This is a genomic window from Streptococcus rupicaprae (assembly GCF_040545225.1).
Lineage (GTDB): Bacteria > Bacillota > Bacilli > Lactobacillales > Streptococcaceae > Streptococcus > Streptococcus rupicaprae.
Genome location: NZ_JBEPLO010000010.1, coordinates 52,728 through 75,565 on the forward strand (window position 1 = coordinate 52,728; position 22,838 = coordinate 75,565).

At 44.0% G+C, this 22,838-nt stretch carries 22 protein-coding genes and 2 tRNA genes; 19 read left to right on the top strand and 5 right to left on the bottom strand.

Annotated features, from left to right (window positions below; translation table 11 throughout):
• The first annotated feature begins 27 nt into the window (after positions 1–27).
• The 10 genes from parE (at position 28) to rpsA (ending at position 9,118) form a co-directional block, all read left to right on the top strand.
• Positions 28–1,977, top strand: a complete 1,950-nt coding sequence (gene parE, locus ABID29_RS05605) for a DNA topoisomerase IV subunit B (RefSeq protein WP_354365002.1) — start codon at positions 28–30, stop codon at positions 1,975–1,977.
• A gap of 111 nt (positions 1,978–2,088) precedes the next feature.
• Positions 2,089–2,487 (top strand): YkvA family protein, encoded by a 399-nt coding sequence (locus ABID29_RS05610; RefSeq protein WP_354365003.1) that lies wholly within the window; start codon positions 2,089–2,091, stop codon positions 2,485–2,487.
• A 68-nt stretch (positions 2,488–2,555) separates the two neighbouring features.
• Positions 2,556–5,006 (top strand): DNA topoisomerase IV subunit A, encoded by a 2,451-nt coding sequence (parC, locus tag ABID29_RS05615; protein WP_354365005.1) that lies wholly within the window; start codon positions 2,556–2,558, stop codon positions 5,004–5,006.
• An 8-nt stretch (positions 5,007–5,014) separates the two neighbouring features.
• The gene (locus ABID29_RS05620; protein ID WP_354365007.1) at positions 5,015–5,452 is read left to right on the top strand and encodes a GNAT family N-acetyltransferase; all 438 of its coding nucleotides are present in this window, start codon (positions 5,015–5,017) and stop codon (positions 5,450–5,452) included.
• Positions 5,453–5,513: 61 nt separating this feature from the next.
• On the top strand, positions 5,514–5,960 hold the full coding sequence (locus ABID29_RS05625) for a rhodanese-like domain-containing protein (protein ID WP_354365009.1): 447 nt from the start codon (positions 5,514–5,516) through the stop codon (positions 5,958–5,960).
• A 156-nt stretch (positions 5,961–6,116) separates the two neighbouring features.
• Positions 6,117–7,145 (top strand): branched-chain amino acid aminotransferase, encoded by a 1,029-nt coding sequence (locus ABID29_RS05630; RefSeq protein ID WP_354365011.1) that lies wholly within the window; start codon positions 6,117–6,119, stop codon positions 7,143–7,145.
• A gap of 76 nt (positions 7,146–7,221) precedes the next feature.
• Entirely contained in the window at positions 7,222–7,455 is a 234-nt protein-coding gene (locus ABID29_RS05635) for a DUF2969 domain-containing protein (RefSeq protein ID WP_354365013.1), read from the top strand.
• A gap of 51 nt (positions 7,456–7,506) precedes the next feature.
• Positions 7,507–7,587 (top strand) — tRNA-Tyr (locus tag ABID29_RS05640).
• A 137-nt stretch (positions 7,588–7,724) separates the two neighbouring features.
• A tRNA-Gln gene (locus ABID29_RS05645) sits at positions 7,725–7,796 on the top strand.
• A gap of 122 nt (positions 7,797–7,918) precedes the next feature.
• A complete protein-coding gene (rpsA, locus tag ABID29_RS05650; protein WP_354365015.1) occupies positions 7,919–9,118 on the top strand; it encodes a 30S ribosomal protein S1 in 1,200 nt (399 codons plus the stop codon).
• Positions 9,119–9,584: 466 nt separating this feature from the next.
• Here rpsA and ABID29_RS05655 read toward each other — a convergent pair whose 3' ends face one another.
• Genes ABID29_RS05655 through ABID29_RS05670 form a run of 4 tightly spaced genes read right to left on the bottom strand, consistent with a single transcriptional unit; the run spans position 9,585 to position 11,425 of the window.
• Complete coding sequence (locus ABID29_RS05655; RefSeq protein ID WP_354365017.1) at positions 9,585–10,067, bottom strand: hypothetical protein; 483 nt, start codon at positions 10,065–10,067, stop codon at positions 9,585–9,587.
• 34 nt (positions 10,068–10,101) lie between these two features.
• Positions 10,102–10,347 carry a hypothetical protein gene (locus ABID29_RS05660; protein ID WP_354365018.1) on the bottom strand — a complete coding sequence of 82 codons (246 nt, stop codon included), beginning with the start codon at positions 10,345–10,347 and terminating at the stop codon, positions 10,102–10,104.
• Positions 10,348–10,356: 9 nt separating this feature from the next.
• On the bottom strand, positions 10,357–11,058 hold the full coding sequence (locus ABID29_RS05665) for an ABC transporter ATP-binding protein (RefSeq protein ID WP_354365020.1): 702 nt from the start codon (positions 11,056–11,058) through the stop codon (positions 10,357–10,359).
• Position 11,059: 1 nt separating this feature from the next.
• The gene (locus ABID29_RS05670; protein WP_354365021.1) at positions 11,060–11,425 is read right to left on the bottom strand and encodes a GntR family transcriptional regulator; all 366 of its coding nucleotides are present in this window, start codon (positions 11,423–11,425) and stop codon (positions 11,060–11,062) included.
• Positions 11,426–11,570: 145 nt separating this feature from the next.
• Here ABID29_RS05670 and lepA point away from each other — a divergent pair, with 145 nt between their 5' ends.
• The 5 genes from lepA to ABID29_RS05695 all read left to right on the top strand — a co-directional run bounded on the left by lepA (position 11,571) and on the right by ABID29_RS05695 (position 16,283).
• Positions 11,571–13,406, top strand: a complete 1,836-nt coding sequence (gene lepA, locus ABID29_RS05675) for a translation elongation factor 4 (protein ID WP_354365022.1) — start codon at positions 11,571–11,573, stop codon at positions 13,404–13,406.
• A 7-nt stretch (positions 13,407–13,413) separates the two neighbouring features.
• Positions 13,414–14,235, top strand: coding sequence for an alpha/beta fold hydrolase (locus tag ABID29_RS05680; RefSeq protein ID WP_354365024.1), 822 nt, complete (start codon positions 13,414–13,416; stop codon positions 14,233–14,235).
• A 476-nt stretch (positions 14,236–14,711) separates the two neighbouring features.
• Entirely contained in the window at positions 14,712–15,107 is a 396-nt protein-coding gene (locus ABID29_RS05685) for a PaaI family thioesterase (protein ID WP_354365026.1), read from the top strand.
• A gap of 46 nt (positions 15,108–15,153) precedes the next feature.
• On the top strand, positions 15,154–15,741 hold the full coding sequence (locus ABID29_RS05690) for a Maf family protein (protein ID WP_435533153.1): 588 nt from the start codon (positions 15,154–15,156) through the stop codon (positions 15,739–15,741).
• A 20-nt stretch (positions 15,742–15,761) separates the two neighbouring features.
• Positions 15,762–16,283: a YkgJ family cysteine cluster protein gene (locus tag ABID29_RS05695; RefSeq protein ID WP_354365029.1), complete on the top strand. Its 522-nt coding sequence runs from the start codon at positions 15,762–15,764 to the stop codon at positions 16,281–16,283.
• A 401-nt stretch (positions 16,284–16,684) separates the two neighbouring features.
• Here ABID29_RS05695 and ABID29_RS05700 read toward each other — a convergent pair whose 3' ends face one another.
• Positions 16,685–17,536 (bottom strand): metallophosphoesterase, encoded by an 852-nt coding sequence (locus ABID29_RS05700; protein ID WP_354365031.1) that lies wholly within the window; start codon positions 17,534–17,536, stop codon positions 16,685–16,687.
• A gap of 471 nt (positions 17,537–18,007) precedes the next feature.
• Here ABID29_RS05700 and ABID29_RS05705 point away from each other — a divergent pair, with 471 nt between their 5' ends.
• From ABID29_RS05705 to ABID29_RS05720, 4 genes are all read left to right on the top strand, one after another.
• Entirely contained in the window at positions 18,008–19,462 is a 1,455-nt protein-coding gene (locus ABID29_RS05705; protein ID WP_354365032.1) for a flotillin family protein, read from the top strand.
• 122 nt (positions 19,463–19,584) lie between these two features.
• Positions 19,585–20,445, top strand: a complete 861-nt coding sequence (locus ABID29_RS05710; protein WP_354365034.1) for an Rgg/GadR/MutR family transcriptional regulator — start codon at positions 19,585–19,587, stop codon at positions 20,443–20,445.
• 268 nt (positions 20,446–20,713) lie between these two features.
• A complete protein-coding gene (locus tag ABID29_RS05715; protein ID WP_354365036.1) occupies positions 20,714–20,887 on the top strand; it encodes a hypothetical protein in 174 nt (57 codons plus the stop codon).
• Positions 20,880–22,808 (top strand): class III lanthionine synthetase LanKC N-terminal domain-containing protein, encoded by a 1,929-nt coding sequence (locus ABID29_RS05720; protein WP_354365037.1) that lies wholly within the window; start codon positions 20,880–20,882, stop codon positions 22,806–22,808. Before ABID29_RS05715 ends, ABID29_RS05720 begins: the two co-directional genes overlap by 8 nt.
• Positions 22,809–22,838 lie beyond the last annotated feature (30 nt).

The following is a 22,838-nucleotide window of genomic DNA, read 5'->3' on the forward strand; positions in this document are numbered from 1 at the left end:
GTAGAGATGACAAATTTGGAGGTCATGATGTCTAAGAAAGAGATTAGTATTAACAACTACGGCGATGACGCCATTCAGGTCTTGGAGGGGCTGGACGCGGTGCGGAAGCGTCCGGGCATGTACATCGGCTCGACCGATGGCGTGGGCCTTCACCACCTGGTCTGGGAGATTGTCGATAACGCGGTCGATGAGGCCCTGTCTGGCTTTGGAGACAAGATTGAGGTGACCCTCAACACCGATGGATCGGTAACGGTGGCCGATAGCGGGCGTGGGATGCCGGTCGGCATGCACGCCATGGGCATTCCCACGGTCGAGGTCATCTTCACCGTCCTCCACGCAGGGGGCAAGTTCGGTCAAGGCGGCTACAAGACCTCTGGTGGTCTTCACGGGGTGGGCTCGTCCGTCGTCAATGCCTTGTCTAGCTGGTTAGAAGTGACCATCACTCGGGACGGCGCCGTGTACCGCCAGCGTTTTGAAAATGGCGGCAAGCCCGTGACCACCCTTGAAAAGATTAGCACTGCGCCCAAGTCCAAGTCTGGCACGACGGTTAGCTTCCTGCCTGATCCGAAGATTTTCTCCACGGTTGACTTTAAGTATGGGACAATAGCAGAGCGGCTCAAGGAGTCTGCCTTCCTACTCAAGAACGTCACTCTCAGTTTGACAGACAAAAGATCTGGCGAGGAGGCTACCTTCCACTATGAGAATGGTGTGCAGGACTTTGTCGCCTACCTCAACGAGGACAAGGAAACCCTGACACCGATTATCGCCTTTACAGGGGAGGAGCAGGAGTTCCAAGTCGACATTGCCATGCAGTACAACGATGGCTTTTCTGACAATATCCTCTCCTTTGTCAACAATGTCCGCACCAAAGACGGCGGTACGCACGAAACAGGGTTTAAGACTGCCATTACCAAGAGCCTCAATGACTACGCGAGAAAAACAGGGCTTCTGAAAGAAAAGGACAAAAACTTAGAAGGGTCTGACTACCGTGAGGGCTTGTCAGCGGTCCTATCCATCCTTGTTCCTGAAGCCCATCTCCAGTTTGAAGGGCAGACCAAGGATAAGCTGGGCAGCCCCCTTGCTCGTCCCATTGTCGATAGCATTGTCAGCGAGAAATTGACCTTTTTCCTCATGGAAAATGGTGAAACTGCCAGCAACCTCATCCGCAAGGCTATTCGTGCCAGAGATGCTAGAGAAGCGGCTAGAAAGGCGCGTGATGATGCCAGAAGTGGCAAGAAGAACAAGAAAGACAAGGGGCTGCTATCTGGTAAGTTGACCCCAGCCCAGTCTAAAAATGCCCAGAAAAATGAGCTCTATCTGGTCGAGGGAGATTCAGCGGGCGGTTCTGCCAAGCAAGGTCGTGACCGCAAGTTTCAAGCAATCTTACCGCTACGAGGTAAGGTTATCAATACCGAAAAGTCCAAGATGAGCGATATCCTCAAAAACGAGGAAATCAACACCATGATTTATACCATCGGAGCTGGTGTTGGGGCGGATTTCAATATCGCTGACATCAACTACGACAAGATTATCATCATGACCGATGCGGATACAGACGGTGCCCATATCCAAACCCTACTCTTAACCTTTTTCTACCGCTACATGCGGCCGCTGGTCGAGGCGGGGCATGTCTACATCGCGCTGCCGCCACTCTATAAGATGAGCAAAGGCAAAGGAAAAACCGAAGAAAAAATCGCCTATGCTTGGACGGACGGTGAGCTGGAGGATTTACGCAAAGAGTTCGGAAAAGGCGCTCTTCTCCAACGCTACAAGGGACTAGGGGAAATGAACGCCGACCAGCTCTGGGAGACTACCATGAACCCTGAGACCCGCACCCTTATTCAGGTGACCATTGATGACCTAGCGCGTGCCGAGCGCCGTGTCTCCACCCTTATGGGCGACAAGGTCGAACCTCGCCGCAAATGGATTGAGGACAATGTGCGGTTTAGTTTGGAGGAGACTGGGGCTTTTAGTTGAGTAAGTTTATGCTAAGAGATTCCAGATATTTCTGAATAGACTCGTCATGAGGAAGTCTCAAACAAGAAGGCTGCCAACTATAGAAAACAAAAGACCTATAAGGAGAAACCAATGAAACTAAATATTGGACATAAAAAGGCTTTGGAGGCTATGCAAAGTCGCTATAAAAAGGCGGAAGAAATCCTAAAAGATGATGCAAAAATGGAGCCATTCTTAGCAAAACTAGAACAAAAAATCGCACGGATTCCCTTTGTCCGTGAGGAAATCAAGGCGATCCCTATCTTGATTGCCATGGTGAGAAGTTACTGGAAAGGCGATTACCGAAAAGTCCCGACCAAAACCATCATTGCCATCATCAGTGCGCTGCTATACTTCCTGTCTCCTATTGACGTGGTGCCAGACTGGATTCCTTTCCTGGGACAGCTGGATGATGTCATCGTGATTGGGACTTGCTGGAAGTTAGTTCATAATGATATTGATGCTTATCGGAAGTGGAAGCAGGAGAGATAGTTGATAACCTCCTCAACATCAGACTACTTAATGCGATTATCATAAGAACAACATAAACAGGAGTTACAATGAGTAACATTCAACACATGTCCTTAGAGGACATTATGGGAGAGCGTTTTGGGCGCTACTCCAAATACATTATTCAAGAACGGGCTTTGCCTGATATTCGTGACGGGCTAAAGCCCGTTCAGCGGCGGATTCTTTACTCCATGAACAAGGACGGGAATACCTTTGACAAGGGCTACCGTAAATCGGCCAAGTCGGTCGGAAATATCATGGGGAATTTCCACCCCCACGGGGACAGCTCCATCTACGAGGCCATGGTCCGTATGTCACAAGATTGGAAAAACCGTGAGATTCTGGTCGAGATGCACGGAAACAACGGTTCCATGGACGGTGATCCGCCAGCGGCCATGCGGTATACCGAGGCTCGCCTGTCAGAGGTGTCCAGCTTCTTGCTCAATGACATCGACAAGAAGACCGTGCCCTTTGCCTGGAACTTTGACGACACGGAAAAAGAGCCGACCGTTTTGCCTGCTGCCTTTCCAAATCTTCTGGTCAACGGGGCGACAGGGATTTCGGCTGGTTATGCCACCGACATCCCACCGCACAATTTGGCTGAGGTCATTGATGCAGTGGTCTACATGATTGACCACCCTAATGCTTCGGTGGACAAGCTCATGGAGTTCCTGCCTGGACCGGACTTCCCGACAGGGGGGATTATCCAAGGGGCTGATGAAATCAAGAAAGCCTACGAAACTGGTAAGGGTCGTGTCGTGGTGCGGTCAAAAACAGCTATCGAGAGCCTTAAGGGCGGCAAGGAGCAGATTGTCATCACCGAGATTCCCTACGAGGTCAACAAGGCTGTTTTAGTTAAGAAGATTGATGATGTGCGGGTCAACAACAAGGTGCCTGGTATTGCTGAGGTGCGTGATGAGAGTGACCGAGACGGCCTACGAATTGCCATTGAGCTCAAAAAAGACGCCGATAGCCAGACCATTCTCAACTATCTGCTCAAGTATACCGACCTGCAAATCAACTATAACTTTAACATGGTCGCTATCGACAACTTCACCCCTCGTCAGGTCGGCTTAGCCAAGATATTGACCAGCTACATCGCCCACAGGCGGGAGGTCATTATCGCGCGGTCTCGGTTTGATAAGGAAAAAGCAGAGCGGCGACTCCACATTGTTGAGGGGTTGATTCGAGTACTGTCCATTCTGGATGAGGTCATTGCCCTCATCCGTGCAAGTGATAACAAGGCTGACGCTAAGGAAAATCTCAAGGTCTCCTACGACTTTACCGAGGAGCAGGCAGAAGCCATCGTGACCCTCCAGCTCTATCGCTTGACCAATACGGACATTGTCACCCTAGAAGAAGAGGACAAGAGCTTACGCGAGCAGATTGCGACCTTATCCGCTATCATCGGTGACGAGAAGACCATGTACCACCTGATGAAGCGAGAGCTCCGTGACGTTAAGAAAAAGTTTGCCAGTCCACGTCTGTCAGAGCTGCAGGCAGAGGCTCAGTCTATCGAGATTGACACCGCCAGTCTCATCGCCGAGGAGGAGACCTATGTCAGCGTGACCCGAGCAGGCTACCTCAAGCGCACTAGCCCACGTTCCTTCTCTGCCTCTACGGTAGAGGAAATCGGCAAGCGTGAAGACGATGAGCTGATTTTCTTGGCGCAGGCTAAGACGACCCAGCACCTGATGGTCTTCACAGACCTTGGCAATGTCATCTACCGTCCTGTCCATGAGTTGACGGACACCAAGTGGAAGGACATCGGAGAGCACTTGAGCCAAACAGTGACCAATTTTGACCAGCAGGAGCAGGTGCTCTATGCTGAGATTGTTGATCAGTTTGACACGACGACCTACGTTGCCACGACCCAGTCAGGGCAAATCAAGCGGGTAGAGCGAAAAGAGTTTACCCCTTGGCGGACCTACAAGTCCAAGTCGGTCAAGTTTGCCAAGCTTAAGGACGCTGATGACCGAGTGGTCTCTATCTCGCCAGTCGCACTTGATGACATCATGGTCGTGACGACCAATGGCTACGCTCTACGATTTAACGTCGAAGAAGTCCCAGTGATCGGCAGTAAGGCCGCAGGGGTTAAGGCCATCAACCTCAAGGACTGCGACCAAGTAGCTGCCAGCTTTGTCGTGACCAGTAGCAGCATGTACCTCCTGACCCAGAGAGGTAGTCTCAAGCGGATGGCTGTCGCAGACATTCCAACCGCCAAGCGGGCAGGTCGCGGCCTTCAAGTCCTCCGTGAGCTCAAGACCAAACCTCACCGTGTCTTTGCGGCAGGAAGTGTCCAGTCAGAAGTCACAGAGCTGGATTTGTTCAGCACAGAAACCAGCCAGCAGACAGAGGTCTTGCAAGTAGTGGACCAAGCCGGTGCGACTTATACCATCAACCTAGCGGAGCTCGGTCAATCCGAACGCACCAGCAACGGTAGCTTCATCTCTGACACCATTTCAGAGATTGGCGTGGCAAGAGCTAGTATGCTAAAATGAGGTCAAACATGATTCGCTTAGAGACGATTACCCCTGAGAATTGGCGAGTAGACTTAGCCGTTTCGGCTAATCAGTTATCTTTCGTTGCTCCTCGTGAAAGGATTTTAGCCAGAGCTTATGCCTATCGCGCAGAGCATAGCCGTGCGTTCATCATTTTTCATGATGATATCCCTATAGGGATGGTGCTTTACTATGATTACCCCAAAGGTCAGACCTATGAGCTCAGCCAATTTTTCATCGACGAAAGATACCAGGGACGAGGTTATGGGTATGAAGCCATGTTACAGGTTTTTGACGTCATGCTAGCAGACGGTCGTTACCAGCAGGTTCGGCTATGCTACACAGCTGACAATCCAGCCGCTAGGCGCTTTTATGACTCGCTTGGTTTCCAAGTAACTTCTGAAGGAGATGATGAAGAGATTGTGATGGTGCGACCTTTAAGCTAACTGATTGCTTCCATCTTCCGTAAGAGGCAAGAGTTTTACTGAAATATGAACGGAGTATTTTATGAAAAAATTATCTCTCCTAGCCTTGGTAGGGCTAGGCTTGACGGCTTGCGCTAATCAGCAGACTAGTCAGTCAGCACCCGCACAGACAGAGCGGTCAACAGCTAGTATCGATTGGAGCAAGGCTGGTCCTGATGCTCAGAAACATCAGATTAGCTTTGCTGATGTCGAGCAGGCTGTTGAAGATGGTGACGTTTTCTACGATGTCCGCTCAAAAGCAGAGTATGAGGCAGGCAATTTCGGCATCACGGAGAGCTTCCCATTCACCGATATGGAGAAAGGGCTCTTACCAGACCTGCCAAAGGACACGCCGATTTATGTCCACTGCCTCAAAGGCGTTCGATCAGCGCAGGCTGCGAAAATCCTGCGTGACGCTGGCTTTACAAACGTCTATGACCTGGGCGGTCTAGCACATGTTGAGGCTATTGGTGGTGTTTTAGGGCAATAGCAGAGCAGGTCACTAGCTTTTGCCAGCCCAGTAAGTGTGGCAGGCGAAACATTCTATGAGCTCAGCTATTTTAAAAAGAATTTTCTGAAAATTTATTGATTTTTTAAGCAAAAAAGTCTAGAATAAAAGCAGATTGAAAAGTACAAAGGAGTCCGTATGACTGTAGAACTCGATTGGGAAAACCTAGGGTTTTCCTACATGAAATTACCCTATCGCTTTTTAGCGCGCTATGAGAAGGGACAGTGGCTAGAGGGTGGCTTGACCGAAGACGCTGATTTGCATTTATCAGAGAGTTCGCCAGCTCTCCATTATGGACAACAGGCCTTTGAGGGCTTGAAGGCTTACCGGACCAAGGATGGTTCTATCCAACTCTTTCGCCCAGATGAGAATGCCAAGCGCCTGCAACGGACAGCCGATCGTCTCCTCATGCCTCAGGTTCCAACGGAATTATTCATCAAGGCCTGTAAAGAAGTGGTCAAAGCAAATCAAGACTACGTGCCGCCTTATGGCACAGGGGCGACCCTTTATTTGCGTCCACTCCTAATTGGAATTGGCGATATTATCGGTGTCAAACCAGCAGAGGAATACATTTTCACCGTTTTTGCGATGCCTGTTGGAAATTACTTTAAAGGTGGACTTCAACCCACTAATTTTCTCATTCAAGACGAATTTGACCGTGCGGCGCCAAATGGAACAGGTGCAGCCAAAGTCGGAGGAAACTATGCTGCTAGTCTCTTGCCTGGGAAGACGGCTAAGTCTAAAGGGTTCTCCGATGTGATTTATCTGGATCCAGCTACCCATACTAAGATTGAAGAAGTTGGTTCAGCTAATTTCTTTGGGATTACAGCAAATGGACAATTTATGACACCTAAGAGTCCATCTATCTTACCGTCGATTACCAAATATTCTCTCCTTTACCTGGCAGAACACCGCCTAGGTTTGACACCCGTTGAAGGAGATGTCTTTGTGGCAGATTTAGACCAGTTTATCGAGGCAGGTGCTTGTGGAACGGCAGCTGTCATTTCTCCAATTGGAGGTGTACAGCACGGAGAAGCCTTCCATGTCTTTTACAGTGAGACTGAAGTTGGACCTGTGACCAAGCGCCTCTACGATGAATTGACAGGGATTCAATTCGGGGATATAGAAGCACCAGAAGGTTGGATTGTGCCTGTTGACCTAGATTGACTTTTTTCTGTTTTTACTAGAGTTGGCACTTGTCAGCTCTAGTCATTTTATATAAAATAGAGGATGAGGTGAAAAAATGAGTAAAAAAGATAAAAAAATTGAACTTCAACTGGCAGATGCTAAAGTGGAAGTATCTGGGCAAATTTATGACGGCTATTCTTTGAGGTTGGGCAAGAGAGACATTGGTCAGATTGCAGAAATTTCAACTAACCAGTTTGCAATCGTTAAAAGTGGAAATGCAGAAGCCTTTTTCAAAAAACTTGAGAAAGCCGTTGAAGCGATTATTGAAAATTATAACTTAAATCATTAAAAATCCTTGAAATGCCTCAAAAATCATGATATAATGAATTTTGTTGGTGCTGGAGAGATAGCGAAGAGGCTAAACGCGGCGGACTGTAAATCCGCTCCTTCGGGTTCGGGGGTTCGAATCCCTCTCTCTCCATAGTCTAAGAGGCTAAGGGCGTCCAAACGCAAAGTAAAAATAGGAAGTTAGTGGCAAATTCTGATTTGCGAGATAACTTATCTTTTTTACATAGCGTTTAGCCCGAGTTCAGTTTTCTTAGACTAGTCAACTAACTTTGGGGTATAGCCAAGCGGTAAGGCAAGGGACTTTGACTCCCTCATGCGTTGGTTCGAATCCAGCTACCCCAGTCAAGGTATCAGGCTTTGCCTGACGTCATTTTAAAAGCGTTGTTGTCGTTGCGGGTGCCTTAAATAAAATATATTTTTATCAGTTAGCAATCGGGCTAGCTGATGTGGAGGATTTTTTAATAATGAACGAATTTGAAGATTTGTTGAACAGTGTAAGTGAAGTTAACACAGGCGATGTGGTAACTGCAGAAGTATTGACCGTTGATAACGATCAAGCTAATGTAGTGATTTCTGGCACTGGTGTTGAAGGTGTGTTGACTCGCCGTGAGTTGACAAGTGACCGCGACGCTAACGTTGCTGACTTGGTAAAGCCAGGTGAAACCCTTGAAGTTTTGGTGCTTCGTCAAGTTGTTGGTAAAGACACTGATACTGTGACTTATCTTGTTTCTAAAAAACGTTTGGAAGCTCGTAAGGCATGGGACAAATTGGTTGGCCGTGAAGATGAGGTTGTGACTGTTACTGTGACGCGTGCTGTCAAAGGTGGTCTTTCTGTTGAGTTTGAAGGCCTTCGTGGTTTCATTCCAGCATCTATGATTGACACTCGCTTCACTCGTAACACTGAGCGTTTTGTAGGTCAAGAGATTGAAGCGAAGATCAAAGAAGTTGATCCAGCAGAGAACCGTTTCATCCTTTCACGTCGTGAAGTGGTTGAAGAGCAAGCTGCAGCAGCACGTTCTGAAGTGTTTGGCAAGCTTGAAGTTGGTTCAGTTGTAACTGGTAAGGTTGCTCGCATCACTAGCTTCGGTGCCTTCATCGACCTTGGTGGAGTTGATGGTTTAATCCACTTGACAGAATTGTCTCATGAGCGTAATGTATCACCAAAATCAGTTGTAGCTGTTGGAGATGAAGTAGAAGTTAAAGTTTTGGCACTTGATGAAGAAGCTGGCCGTGTATCTCTGTCACTGAAAGCAACTACCCCTGGACCATGGGATGGCGTTGAGCAAAAGTTGGCTGCTGGTGATGTGATCGAAGGCAAGGTAAAACGGTTGACTGATTTCGGTGCTTTCGTTGAAGTACTGCCAGGTATCGATGGTTTGGTTCATATCTCACAAATTTCGCACAAACGTGTTGAAAATCCAAAAGATGCTTTGAGTGTTGGTCAAGATGTGACTGTTAAAGTTCTTGAAGTGAATGCTGAGAACGAACGTGTATCTCTTTCTATCAAGGCTTTGGAAGAGCGTCCAGCTCCAGCTGAAGGCGAACAAACTGAAAAACGTCAATCTCGCCCACGTCGTCCACGTCAAGAAAAACGTGACTTCGAATTGCCAGAAACACAAACAGGTTTCTCAATGGCTGACCTCTTCGGAGACATTGAATTATAATCAATAACCAGAGTTAGGAAATTTTCCTAGCTCTTTTTGCGTTTAGGAAATTTGATCTTTCAAGCGGATGTTGACCAGCTAATATTCTTTAAAAATTAAAGATACCGTTGTCAACTCGCTCCGGTGAACTCCAGTTCTATAGTTTCGTTTCTTAGGCTAGATTGAGTTTCTTTGATACTCTTCCAAAAACAAAATGAGATAGGATGAATGATAGACAGGTGTGGATGTTACTTATCTTGCGTATCATCGGTACGTTTTTGGCTCAGTGCGACAGGTGAAAAGATAGTCTATCCATATTTATTTTACCGAAAGTCGGTATCAGTTTAACTCATCTAATGTTTATTTTAATTCAGTATGGCTATAAGCGGGGGATTAGGTTTTGTGATTGCCACACGTTTTAGACTAGATTCTCGCTGAGTTTTTGGAAAGAAAAAGCTTCCATCTCGAAGGAGGAAGCTTTTAATATTTATTGAATATTTAATTTGTACTTAATGAGGTAATGGGTTGAGAAGTAGGCGATGAAACCGATCAGAAGTTGGAAGATTGTATTGAGACCTAGATAAAGATCTATATTATTAATATTTTGTAGCAATCGAGAGACGACAGTCAAATCTAAGCTAATCAAGAGGGCATGAATGAGGAAGTAAGCGACAAAAGAGAGAAGAACGCGACGGTCTTCCGCCATGTGCCCAATAGCAATGGCTAGGTAAATCAGTAAAATAGAATTGATAAATTCTACGGCTAAACTGACCAGATAGAGAGGGCTCGTAGTGAACGGTAGATTGTTTAAGAATTCCGTCAGATCAATCCGTTGGAAGACAGTCGGATCCAGAATGAATGAGATAATACTAATCGTGATCAGAATGGTAACCGCTGCTAAGATGTTCCATACTGCAGCTGCAGTGAGTTTGCTGAGCAGGATTTGATGGGTAGTCACAGGGAGGGTCATGGTCAGGTAGCCTTGACGGCCGTAGATATTTTCCCTAAATCGACGGATGACGAGAAAAGAGGGTAGAGAGACCCAGGGAAGCGATCAAGACACCGAAGCCAATAAAGGTAAGGATTGTAACAATAGCAGGAAGAACAGATGCGCTGGCTTCGAGGCCACCTGCATTCATGTGTTTAAGCCAAAACCCTAGGAAGACTGAAGCGACAATGCTGAGGCCGTAGAGGGCCAGGTACCATTTTCCGACAGCTTTAAACTCGTATTTTAATAATTTTCCAAACATAAAAACCTCCTAAGCTCTAAAATCGTCACGGAAGAGTTCATCGATGGACTCACCGTGTTGAACACGGAGGTCGTCCACATTTCCTTGGCGGACAATATGGCCACGATTGACAAAAATCACTTCATCTAAAATACTTTCAATATCTGAAATCAAATGGGTAGAAATCAGGACTGAAGCTTCTGGCGAGTAGTTGTTGATAATGGTCCGCAGGATGTAATCGCGAGCTGCAGGGTCAACCCCACCAATCGGTTCGTCCAGGATATAAAGCTTGGCCTTGCGGCTCATAACCAGGATGAGTTGGACTTTTTCCTTGTTCCCTTTAGAGAGTTTCTTGAGTTGGATGTCCAAGTTAATGTTGAGATCTTTGAGGAGATCCATCGCGGCTTCGGTGTCAAAGTCGTCATAAAAGGTCTTAAAGAAATCAAGTGCGTCCACCACCTTCATATTATCGTTGAGGTAGGTGGTGTCAGGCAGGTAAGACACGATTTTCTTGGTCTCTGGCGACGGTGCCGTTCCGTTGATAAGGATTTGGCCTTCATTGGGTTGTAAGAGGCCGTTAAGCAATTTGATGAGAGTAGTCTTACCAGATCCATTTGGCCCTAAAAGACCGATAATTTTACCAGACATCAATTGGAAACTGATATTATTGAGCGCTGTTTCCTGACCATAGCGTTTGGTCAGATTGGTTACTTCTACAAGAGGCAGTGCCATATTATTCTCCTTTTAAGTGTTTTTCGAGTTCGGGGATAATCTCTTCATCCTTGAAACCAAGATTTTGTATGTTGGTGACAAACTTTGTCAGCTCTTCCTGGGCCAACAGATGGCGCGTTAGGCTGATCAGTTCTTGATTGTCTGTGACAAAGCGGCCACTGGTCCGTTTGGCATAGACAAAACCTTGGGTCTCTAGGTCAGATAAGGCCCGCTGGATTGTGTTGGGATTGACTCCCGCTACATCAGCCAAGTCTCTGACAGAAGGCAATCGTTCGCCTGTCTGTAGTTGTCCTGTCACGATTTGTAGCTTGATGATGTTACAAATCTGGATATAGATGGGTTGATTGTTGTCAAATTTCCAAGCCATAGTAGTCCTTTCTAATTCAATTGTATTTTTGTTCTAAATACATAATACACTAAAACAATCATAATTGCAAGACTTTAGCGTTAAAAAAATAAAAAAATAATCCATTTTTTGGTATAATAGGATGATTACAGCTAAAGGATAGATTATGACAACGATTGAAGCATTAAAACAACGGCAAGAGAAGATTCGTAACTTCTCCATCATTGCCCACATTGACCATGGGAAGTCAACACTGGCTGACCGGATTTTGGAGAAGACCGAGACGGTTTCCAGCCGTGAGATGCAGGCCCAGCTCCTTGATAGCATGGACTTGGAGCGTGAGCGGGGTATTACCATCAAGCTCAACGCTGTCCAGCTGAACTACACTGCTAAAGATGGTGAGACCTATACCTTTCACTTGATTGACACACCAGGGCACGTGGACTTTACTTATGAAGTCTCTCGTTCCTTGGCAGCCTGTGAGGGAGCGATTTTGGTGGTGGATGCGGCACAGGGAATCGAAGCCCAGACCCTAGCCAATGTTTATCTGGCTCTGGACAATGACTTGGAAATCCTGCCAGTCATCAACAAAATTGACCTGCCAGCCGCGGATCCTGAACGGGTACGGACAGAAATTGAAGATGTCATTGGTCTGGACGCTTCCGAAGCTGTCTTGGCTTCTGCCAAGGCGGGCATCGGCATCGAGGAAATCTTAGAGCAAATCGTTGAAAAAGTTCCAGCGCCGACTGGTGATGTGACTGCGCCGCTGCAAGCCTTGATTTTTGACTCCGTCTATGACCCTTACCGTGGGGTTATCTTGCAGGTTCGTGTGGTCAATGGCATGGTCAAGCCGGGCGACACCATCCAGCTCATGAGCAATGGCAAGACCTTTGATGTAACTGAAGTCGGTATCTTCACCCCTAAAGCGGTCGGTCGTGAGGTTCTGGCAACTGGTGATGTTGGCTATATCGCAGCTTCTATCAAGACCGTGGCGGATACCCGGGTCGGCGATACCGTGACCCTAGCTAGTCAGCCAGCAGCAGAGCCCTTGGCAGGTTATAAGCAGATGAACCCCATGGTCTTTGCAGGGATTTATCCGATTGAGTCCAACAAATACAACGACCTCCGTGAGGCTTTGGAGAAACTCCAGCTCAACGATGCCAGTCTGCAATTTGAGCCAGAAACGTCGCAAGCGCTTGGTTTTGGTTTCCGCTGTGGCTTCTTGGGGCTGCTTCACATGGATGTTATCCAAGAGCGATTGGAGCGGGAGTTCAACATTGACCTCATCATGACCGCACCGTCGGTGGTTTACCATGTCAACACGACAGATGGTGAGATGATTGAAGTGGCAAACCCGTCTGAATTTCCAGATCCGACCCGTGTCCAATCCATCGAAGAGCCGTACGTCAAGGCCCAAATCATGGTGCCTCAGGAATATGTCGGAGCTGTCATGGAGCTGGCACAACGCAAGCGTGGCGACTTTGTCACCATGGATTACATTGACGATAACCGTGTCAATGTCATCTACCAGATTCCGCTGGCGGAGATTGTCTTTGACTTCTTTGACAAGCTCAAATCGTCCACTCGTGGTTATGCCAGCTTTGACTATGAGATTTCTGAGTATCGTACCTCTAAGCTGGTCAAGATGGATATTCTTCTCAATGGCGACAAGGTCGATGCCCTCAGCTTTATCGTCCACAAGGAATTTGCCTACGAGCGTGGAAAAATCATCGTGGACAAACTCAAGAAAATCATTCCTCGCCAGCAGTTTGAGGTGCCTATCCAGGCAGCTATCGGTCAGAAAATCGTGGCTCGTAGCGATATCAAGGCCCTGCGGAAGAATGTCCTTGCCAAATGTTATGGCGGTGACGTGTCTCGTAAACGCAAGCTCCTTGAAAAACAAAAGGCCGGCAAGAAGCGCATGAAAGCGATTGGTTCGGTCGAAGTCCCACAAGAAGCCTTCCTCAGCGTCCTGTCCATGGATGAGGACGAGAAGAAATAAGGGATTGATGATTGATTTGAAGAAGGAATTATCTGCAAATGCAGTTGATACACCTGTTGGAAAATTGATGACCTATTTCAAATCAGGTCAACGGACAATTTTGTTTCTAAGTGGTATAGGAGATTTTTCAACAAAAGAAAATTTTGCACCTGTCCTTCAATCTTTGCCAGAAAGTTTAGGTATACTGACGATTGACTACCCAAATATTGGTGGAAGTAGTATCCAAGACCAATCCTCTTATCATTTTCAGGATTGGATAGATTCTATTATAATGGTCCTCAACCATTATCAAGTATCCGATTATATTCTAGTCGTGCATAGTATTGCTGGTTTATTGGGGTTGAAATTAGTTGAGACAGTTGCGGGTTGTAAGGGATTTGTTGGTATTGAACCAACGACTGTGGCTATTTTGACAGGAGAAATCTTTTATCCAGAATTTGACAAAGTAAGTAAACAGGTAGCTAAGATTGGTTTTGAGCCATATTTTCGAGCTATTTCAAAGCGTGGAATGTCTGCTGAGTACCATCATAACTTGTGGCAATCCTTTGCTGAGAATCAATTAAAATATGATAAAGTTAATAGTAGATCATTTCAATTTTATCCATCGCTAGAGGACGGAGATTTGACTAAGCTAGGGTCTCTACCAAGTCATTTGCCGAGTGTCATACTTTCTCAATCTTTTCGAGAAAAAGAATACCTGAATTCGGAATACAAAACGGACCATAGTAGTAGTCAAATGATTTTAGCAGGTGATTCTCACTACCTACATTGGACAGAGAGTTCCTTGATAGCAGAGGTAATTGTGGTGATGCATGAAGGAATAGAATGAACTGAAGTCTCCATTATGAAGTAACTATTAAAAATCCTGAAAATAATCCAATAGAAAATAGTAGTGAGCAGATCTCCGCAGGTAGATTGCACTCACTACTTTTTATATATATTTGAAACAGAAATGGTTTGATAGATGATTAATTTCTGATTAGAAAAACAAAAAAGCGTCGAGTCGGTGCTTATTACTTTCGCAGTTTGAATACGGACAAAGCTTTATTTTAACGTACTGTGTTGTTTTGAATGGTTCAAAAATAATCATATAGCGACAATATTGAAGCCGATTTTTGCTGATCCACTTTTCTGTCTAATTAAACAGCCTTTAATGAGAAGAAATTAATATATTTTCAATTTAGAGAAGATAAATTGAGAGTTGCAAGATTGAAAAGCAGAGCTATAATTATTTCAGAGAGAATTAGCCGGTCCCTCTTTTCTTATGATATAATAATCATAATTAACAGACCGAGGAGATTTCAGATGAAGGATTTAAAATTAACAACGATTGTGGCCTTTGATAATGCAACAATAGAAGAGGTTGGTGAAGGACATGTCTTGGTTTCAACGGTGGTCGGCCAGCAATCTTTGAATATTTACGGGCATGCTCATGGAGGGTATTTGTTTACCCTTTGTGATGAAGTCAGTGGTCTAACAGCAATGACAGTTGGATGCGACACGGTGACTATCCAGTCGAATATTAATTACCTAAAAGCGGCTAAAGCCGGGCAAAAGCTTTGGATTCAGTCACAGTTGGTCCATAATGGTCGAACGACTAAGGTTATCGAAGTGGTGATTAAAAATGATGCAGGTGACCTCTTGGTGAAAGGGACCTTTACCATGTTTGTGACTGGCCTAAGAGACAGCAAGGAGGCTTAGTGTGACAGGCATTTTTGAATACGAATCATTCGGGACAAGAGGAGAAATGGAATCCGTTGTCCTGTTGAGTGGTTCCCCTAGACGCAAGGAATTATTAAGTTTTTTGAACCCTGAGGTCAAATCAGTTGCTATTGACGAGCGAGCGATAGAAGAAACTTTCATGGCACGCTATGCCTCAGATGATTTCTTAAAGAGAGCCGCCAAGACCTGTTGCGAGATTTCCAAGGCCAAGTCAAGCGGATCTTTAGAAAAGGGCAAGCTCTACATTTCTGCCGATACCATCGTGATTCTAGGGGAAGAGATTTACAACAAGCCCAAGGATCTTGAGGAGGCCAAGAGGATGCTACGTTCTTATTTTGGTCGTAGCCAGCAGGTTGTGACCTCAGTCTGTCTGAGGATGGAAGGATATTTGGAAGTTTTTTACAGCCTTGCCCAGATTGATTTTGTGGATTATTACCCTGCCCTGGAGGAGGCCATAGCGGCTTATGTTGAAGAAAAACAACCTCTGGACAAGTCAGGGGCCTATGGGATTCAGGAGTTGGACCCAAGATTTGTCCAAAAGATTTCAGGAGATCTTTATACCGTCATCGGTCTTCCAGTCGCTGAGATTGCTTCACGTTTGTTTGGAAAATAAGCCAGGAAAGGAGTTTGGCAGTGGGACAGAGGGAATTAGACATCGAGCATTACCGTCAGCTGGCGCTCCAAAAACAGAAGGAGCATCGTCTTTTTCTAGCGCAGTTAAAACGAAAACCTCCTAAGAATCTTGACAAGCTAGTCCAGGAGATTCATCAAGAGGTCTTTCAGGAAATCGATTGTACCCAGTGTGCTAATTGCTGTAAACGATTAGGGCCCCTGTTTACAGAGGCCGATATTACATGGATTGCTAAGCATTTTCGCATGAAATTACCAGCCTTTGAGAGCATGTTCTTAAGGACAGATGAAGATGGTGATAAGGTTTTTCAAAGGATGCCCTGTCCATTTTTAGGGGAAGATAATCTCTGTTCTATTTACGATGTTCGGCCTAAGGCTTGCAGGGAATTTCCCCATACTGATCGGAAGAAAATCTACCAGATCAACCATTTAACCCTGAAAAACACGCTCTTTTGCCCTGCTGCCTATCTTTTTGTTGAAAAGCTACGGGAACGCTGGCGACGATTTCCTAAACTTCTTAGTTAGAACCAGAGTACAGCCTTGTAAAATCTAAAAAGGAGAGTGAGACGAGCCTATTATATGTGGCTTGTCTCAGCTCTCTTTTTTGGTGTCGGACTGGTAATACTCAAAGAAAATCACTCTAGCCTAGGTAAGGAAACTGATAGTAGAACTGACGTTCAGGGTTATCATTGATTCTCAAAGAGTATAAGGGGGTTCATTTTTAGTTTTCTAAGAACCTGTATTCACAACAGAAACACTGACTAGAATGGGCTAATTTTAGCTTACTAACTATCAGGTGTTCTGGAAATATGAGCATTATCCCTGCAAAAAATTGTTCTCATTTGGACAAAAACTAGCCTAATTAGCTTAGCATCCCTATTGTGAATACAGGTTCTAAAACCTTTTGCCTTTCAAATCTTTTCTAGCTAGTCAAAGATAGTCATAGCAGACTGGAGTTCTTCCTTGAGGTGGTCTTGATAATATTGCCGAAAGACAGGCAGGTCCTTGATATCGCGGTAGCGCTTCGCCAGCTTGTAGCTAGGATTTATTTGGTAGTCAGGATAGGCCGTGTAGAAATCCCGGACCAGCTGCCATTCGCGTTTGTACCCCAAGGGTCTAGCTTGGTAATGAATCCCATCGATGATACGGTCAATCCGATGGTGTAGATGGCCAAAGACAACGTTTTTAACACCATACTCCAAGAAAACGTGATGGAAGGCTTGACTTCCTAAAAAAGCCCGAAAACGATCAAAATAGGGATGTTCAGGAATAAAGTCAGCATGAGGCACAAAATGAAGGGCAACAAGAGGCTCTGATTTAGCTTTTTGCAATAATGTTTCAGCACAATATAGGCTCTCTTGCGTTAGAGCTAGATCACTCTTTGAACGGTCGAGCTTGCGATCAAACCATAAAAATTGCTTGTCTCTTAGATGTTCTTCTGAACTTTTATGTGGATAAAAACTATAGTCATACCAGCCAGCAAGATGGACGAGGGTCCGCTTTTCCAGCTCCACAAGACCGCCATCTAGTTGCTGAATGTGCGCTTCTGTCATCCCCAGCATGTCATGGTTACCAAGGTTGAACGACACGTTCACTACAGCAGCGATTTGGTCAAGAAAGGGCCTCGTCACTTGCTCAAATTGATTGGAAATATCCCCTGCAATATGGAGATGTGTGATCTGTTGCTCCTGAAGAATCTGTTTGAAGAATTCCATTTCAAACAGGCCAAAAGCATTGTGATCAATGTGGAGGTCACTCATAATCGCAAGTTTTGTCATAGATTGATTATAGCAGAAAATGAAACTGTTACCTAACTAAAAACTTGCTATTTGTTCTAGATTTAAAACAGAAATTTTCTTGAAGAGAGATAGAGTTTATCCAATCTTGACAGGGAGGGTGATACTCCTTTAGAACAAGAGTAAATCTGTTTGGCCAAGAGGAATGAACTGTCTGCTCTGCTATTTTACAAAAAATAAAAGAAAGTACCTACATGGGATAACCTCAAACTTCCTAAATGCCCTATCAAGCGTTGCGAAATTTAGCGGATGTGCTTGGATCCGAGGATTATACTTAGTGACAATCAGTTCAATTTCTTGGAACGGTTAGAGAGTTCAGATAAAAGTAGAAAGACTAGAAAAGCAGATGACCATTTTTTAAGTACCTCTGGCGCCCTCTTTTTTAATAAATCTTGTAAATTTGTGAAAAAACTGTTAAAATAAAGGTGTCATCATCTAATGAGGAGGTATGTGATGTTAGATTTTGGACAAGTATTTGCTTACGGTGGGATTATTGTGATCCTTATCCTGGCCATTGCTATTTTCTTTGCTGGGTTTGTCTCGGCTTCGCCTGGTGAAATCAAGGTAATTTCGGGTCCGCGTGGCCAACGGGTCCTGCATGGTAGAACAGGTTGGAAAATCCCGATTCTTGAACGGGTGGACACCATGACAGCTGGGATGATTTCGGTTGACGCTAAGACAACCGATTTTGTACCGACCAATGACTACATCAACGTCAAGGTTGATGCAGCAGTTAAAGTCAAGATCGGAACGGAGCGACCGGAGTTGTTCAAAGCAGCGACACGTAACTTCCTTTACAAATCTCAAGAAGAAATCGCTGATGAGGTACGAGATACCTTGGAAGGTCACCTTCGTGCCATTATCGGTCAGATGAAGCTGGAAGCTATTGTCAAGGAGCGGGCCACCTTCTCTGAAAAAGTCCAAGAGAATGCCAAGTTCGACCTAGAAGAAATGGGTCTGGAAATCGTTGCCTTTAACATTCAAGGCCTATTGGATGAGAATGGGGTTATTAAAGATCTTGGTATTGACAACACTGAGCAGATCAAGAAAGAAGCAGCCATTGCCAAAGCTAAAGCTGCTCAAGAAGTTGCCCAACAACAGGCTGAGTCAGACAAGCTGGCCAACGATGCCAAGGTAGCAGCCCAGCTTGAAATCTCCCAAAAACAAACAGAACTGGCCAAACGCCAAGCTGCCCTCAAGGTAGAAGCAGATACCGAGACCGCCAAAGCCGATGCTGCCTACTCTATTCAGCAACAGATTCAGCGTAAGGACATTGAGCGCGAAACTGCGGAAGCCAATATCGTCAAGCAGGAGCAGGAGGCCTTGGTTAAAGAGCAAGAAGTTAAGGTTAGACGGCAATCTCTGGAAGCTGAAGTCAAGGCGCAAGCAGATGCTGAGCGCTATGCCCAGGAACAGCAGGCTCAAGCCCAACTCTTTAAACGCCAAAAAGAAGCAGAAGCGGAAGCCTACGAACGGACCAAGCAAGCCTTGGCAGACAAGGAGGCTATGTTGGCGGAAGCAGAAGGTATCCGTGCCAAAGGTGAAGCAGAAGCTGCGGCTATCGCTGCTAAACTCAAGGCTGAGGCGGAAGGTTTGGAGAAAAAAGCCGAAGCCATGGCTAAGATGAACCAAGCGGCCGTTCTTGAAATGTACTTCAATACCCTGCCAGATGTGGCAAGGGCAGTTGCTGAACCTCTGGCTAAGATTGATTCTATCACCATGTACGGAGAGGGTAATTCAGCCAAGATGGTCGAAGACATCACTAAGTCTATGACACAGGTTCAGTCAGGCCTGAACGATGCCGTCGGTTTAGATGTCAAGCAGTTGATTAACACCTTTGTCGGTGTCAAAGCAGCCAGTCCTGTTATCGAGCAGGCTGTTGCAACAGGTCGAAGCAACCAGGAATAATGATAGGAGCTCATTCCATTGTCTTACAAATTTCTACTCTTCGAAGTTTTTAGAAATTTCTGTACTTTTTTGTTATAATAATTTTTGCATTATTGAATATTTGCAATATGGAGGAGTAGAGCATGCATATTGGAGAACTTTTTTCCATGTTTCGAAAGGAACGAGGAATTACGTTGAAAGAAGCGACGGGTAATCAATTTTCAACTTCGATGTTATCACGTTTTGAAAATGGGCAGACGGATATTTCAGCTGAAAAACTCTTTCAAGCCTTGGACAATATTTATCTGGATCCCGAGGAATTTTTGCACCTGTTGCGAGGATTTCATATGTCTGATTTTCAACGTTTTCAAATGCAAGTTAACAGATACAGAGATAATAAGGACATGGATGCTCTTCTCCGACTTCAGGAGGAAGAAGCGCAGGCTATCACTAAAGATGGCAAAAAGCAATACCATCGCCTGAACCAGTTGGTGATTTCAACGATTTTAGATGAAGATTTTGGAAAGAAAATGTCAAGGGCGGAGTTAAACGAAGTGGAAGATTATCTTTTCAAAAACAGTGTATGGGGGCAATATGAGCTTTACATCTTTGTTAGAAGTATCAACCTTTTCCCATCTGATTTAATGGTAACCTACTGCCGTGAACTCTTGCACCGCATGGATTTTTTAGATAAGCATTATAATAATCGTTTACTCATGCATTCTATTTTTTTGACTGCCCTATTTATTAGCATTGAAAGAAGACGATTTTTAGATGCTCAATATTTTGAAAAGCAGATTAACCAGTATTTTGACGATGATAGAGAATTGTATCTGCGTATTGTCCTTAAATTAGCACAAGCCACTTTGGAATATTGTCAAGGTGGTACAGAAGCTAAGCAGGAGATTGATGACTTGATTGAGACACTCATTAAGCTTGACGCTAGCGATTTTGCTCAATATTATCGCAGGGAGATTGACAAGATTCTTCAAAATTGCAAATAGTCAAAAAAAGTTCTGAAAAGGACTTTTTTGTTATCATTAAACTATCAAAATAAGGAGGAAAAACTCATGACTGATTTTATCGAAGAACTCAACAAGAAATCTGTTGATACAATTTCTAGTATTGAAACAAGAAAATGTGATGTTGTTACAATTTCTTGTTAATTAGCTGACTGTTAGAATAGTTTTCTAGCAGTAATTGTTTATGAGAGTGGGACGGATAGCATAATATCTGTCCCATATCTTTTAGGACATTGGAGGGTTAAGTAAGATGCAAACTAAATCGTGTGTGATTAACGGTAAAACTTTTGAAAATTTTGATTCCAGTAGAGATGATTTGGAATTATTTGAAGTGGTTGATGAAGAAAAACTCCAAGAAATGGAAGCGAAATTCAAAAAATTAAGAGAAAAAATGTCTCACTTAAAGGAAAAATGGCATGGATAAGACATTTTTTACTCATGTCAGATCGACTGATAAACTGCCAATTTTTGGTTTTAAAATTCACATCTCCGCAACATGGGGTAATTATCAAAACATAACTGCTTTAATGCTAGAATTTTTGTCCACTAGGAACATTACTTACAAATACATAAAAGAGGCAAAAAATGTTTTAACTAATTTTTCTACAGAAGAAACCACAGCAGAATCAGGAAAACTCTTTACCTTGTACCCAAAAACTAGAGTAGAGTGCATAGCCTTGTTAGAAGAACTCTATGACTATCTTCCAAGAGATGAGGATGGGATTTACATTTTAAGTGATCGCCCTTATAAAGACTCAAAACTGATTTTTTACCGATATGGAACTTTTAAAGAATCCTTAGATTATCTTGAAGAGGGATTAATGACCATCAAAGGGGGTGACGGAAGTATTTGGCAAGATTACCAAAAATCTTATTTTGATTTGCCTATTGACGTAGAAGATATACAAGAACCACTTATAAAAACATCCAGTCATCTCGCCAAGCGCTTGAAAGTCACAGAAGTTTTGAAAAAACAGAACGGTGGCAATGTGTATCAAGGAGAGCTTCTATCAGACTCGCAAAAAATTATCGTCAAAGAAGCTGTACCTCATATTATGTTTAATAAAGCAATCACCAAAGCGGAACTAAGAAATAGGGAATTTCAACGATCACATCACTTCAAGCGTTTTATTCCGCAACCGATAGAAAAGATGTCTGAGTGGATAAATGATTATTATATTTACCACTATATTGGTGGCGATAAATTATATGAGCATTCTACTCGATATTCCCTATTTGGTATGGAAGCAAGTGATAGGAGTGGTAACGTCCTAAAATTTAAAACCTTTTTAAACATCATTGAAAAAATCTTTGACTTGGTGTCTTATTTTCATGATAAAAATGATGTGATTCATGATATCCATCCAGATAATTTTCGGTTTGACGAAAAAGGGGAACTCTTCTTAATTGATTTAGAAATGATTTATCCCTATGGGGAATCTTATATTCCTATTCAATCAGAAATTGCTTTACCGTCTTGGAATAAATTAGATGGAAAAGTTGCCGATTGCCATAAAGTTGCTAATATGATTTTATATCTTGCTGGTAAATTACATACTTCCAAAGATTGGGAAAGTAATATTTCTATCTTGGAAGAGGTTGCCTATTATTTTGGAATAGAATCAACTATTGGAGATGTTATTTTATATCTTCTAAGGCCAGATGCAGATATTAAAGTTGCTCAAAAATTATTGAGACAAGTCCAAGTAAAAAGCCATGATAACTCAATAACTCTGGAGGATATCCAAGAAGAAAACATTGTTCATTTCAAAGGTTTATCTGATTTGATTGAGCACTTGTGTCCACAATTCAGTTTATATCAAGCCAATGCTCAGAATAAGCAAATGCTTTATTGTTTGTTGGATAAAGAAAAACATATTGGATTAGACGGCATTGCAGGTTTATTATTTCAATTAAAAAAACACTATTTTAGTGAAGAGATTTGCGAGTATGCCATTTCAAAATTGCTAGCTGCTCTCAGAGAAGTAGATCGAGGAAAATCTTTACAATTTAAGCCAGGTTACTGCTCACCCTATCTGATAAATGGCAGTGCTGGCGCCATAAAAGTTTTGATGACTATTGACTGTGAGAGATTTGATAAAGAAATCTTGGCGATGGCTGATGCGCTTTGCTTTGACTTTGCCCAAGGACCAAGATTTTTAGATGGTATGCTTGGCTGTATAGATGCACTACTAGATGTTTATGAATGGTCTGCTAATCCTAAGTATCTGGAATTTGCCAAGAAGCAACTGACGATTTGCTCCATCTATTTAACTCATGATCAATTGGAAGTCGCTGACTTTATCTATCAGTATCAAAGACTTAGAAAGAAAACTAGCGTATGAAACTTGTCTTAAAAAATCATTTCTTCCGAA

Bases quoted from the DNA above. Each gene is read 5' to 3' on its own strand.
- ABID29_RS05705 (WP_354365032.1), top strand. From the start codon at position 18,008: ATGTTAGATTTTGGACAAGTATTTGCTTACGGTGGGATTATTGTGATC.
- lepA (WP_354365022.1), top strand. From the start codon at position 11,571: ATGACAACGATTGAAGCATTAAAACAACGGCAAGAGAAGATTCGTAAC.
- ABID29_RS05630 (WP_354365011.1), top strand. From the start codon at position 6,117: ATGACTGTAGAACTCGATTGGGAAAACCTAGGGTTTTCCTACATGAAA.
- parE (WP_354365002.1), top strand. From the start codon at position 28: ATGTCTAAGAAAGAGATTAGTATTAACAACTACGGCGATGACGCCATT.
- ABID29_RS05620 (WP_354365007.1), top strand. From the start codon at position 5,015: ATGATTCGCTTAGAGACGATTACCCCTGAGAATTGGCGAGTAGACTTA.
- rpsA (WP_354365015.1), top strand. From the start codon at position 7,919: ATGAACGAATTTGAAGATTTGTTGAACAGTGTAAGTGAAGTTAACACA.
- ABID29_RS05610 (WP_354365003.1), top strand. From the start codon at position 2,089: ATGAAACTAAATATTGGACATAAAAAGGCTTTGGAGGCTATGCAAAGT.
- ABID29_RS05625 (WP_354365009.1), top strand. From the start codon at position 5,514: ATGAAAAAATTATCTCTCCTAGCCTTGGTAGGGCTAGGCTTGACGGCT.
- ABID29_RS05690 (WP_435533153.1), top strand. From the start codon at position 15,154: ATGGAATCCGTTGTCCTGTTGAGTGGTTCCCCTAGACGCAAGGAATTA.
- ABID29_RS05710 (WP_354365034.1), top strand. From the start codon at position 19,585: ATGCATATTGGAGAACTTTTTTCCATGTTTCGAAAGGAACGAGGAATT.
- ABID29_RS05670 (WP_354365021.1), bottom strand. From the start codon at position 11,425: ATGGCTTGGAAATTTGACAACAATCAACCCATCTATATCCAGATTTGT.
- ABID29_RS05665 (WP_354365020.1), bottom strand. From the start codon at position 11,058: ATGGCACTGCCTCTTGTAGAAGTAACCAATCTGACCAAACGCTATGGT.
- parC (WP_354365005.1), top strand. From the start codon at position 2,556: ATGAGTAACATTCAACACATGTCCTTAGAGGACATTATGGGAGAGCGT.
- ABID29_RS05660 (WP_354365018.1), bottom strand. From the start codon at position 10,347: ATGTTTGGAAAATTATTAAAATACGAGTTTAAAGCTGTCGGAAAATGG.
- ABID29_RS05700 (WP_354365031.1), bottom strand. From the start codon at position 17,536: ATGACAAAACTTGCGATTATGAGTGACCTCCACATTGATCACAATGCT.
- ABID29_RS05635 (WP_354365013.1), top strand. From the start codon at position 7,222: ATGAGTAAAAAAGATAAAAAAATTGAACTTCAACTGGCAGATGCTAAA.
- ABID29_RS05720 (WP_354365037.1), top strand. From the start codon at position 20,880: ATGGATAAGACATTTTTTACTCATGTCAGATCGACTGATAAACTGCCA.
- ABID29_RS05655 (WP_354365017.1), bottom strand. From the start codon at position 10,067: ATGACCCTCCCTGTGACTACCCATCAAATCCTGCTCAGCAAACTCACT.
- ABID29_RS05715 (WP_354365036.1), top strand. From the start codon at position 20,714: ATGCAAACTAAATCGTGTGTGATTAACGGTAAAACTTTTGAAAATTTT.
- ABID29_RS05685 (WP_354365026.1), top strand. From the start codon at position 14,712: ATGAAGGATTTAAAATTAACAACGATTGTGGCCTTTGATAATGCAACA.
- ABID29_RS05680 (WP_354365024.1), top strand. From the start codon at position 13,414: ATGATTGATTTGAAGAAGGAATTATCTGCAAATGCAGTTGATACACCT.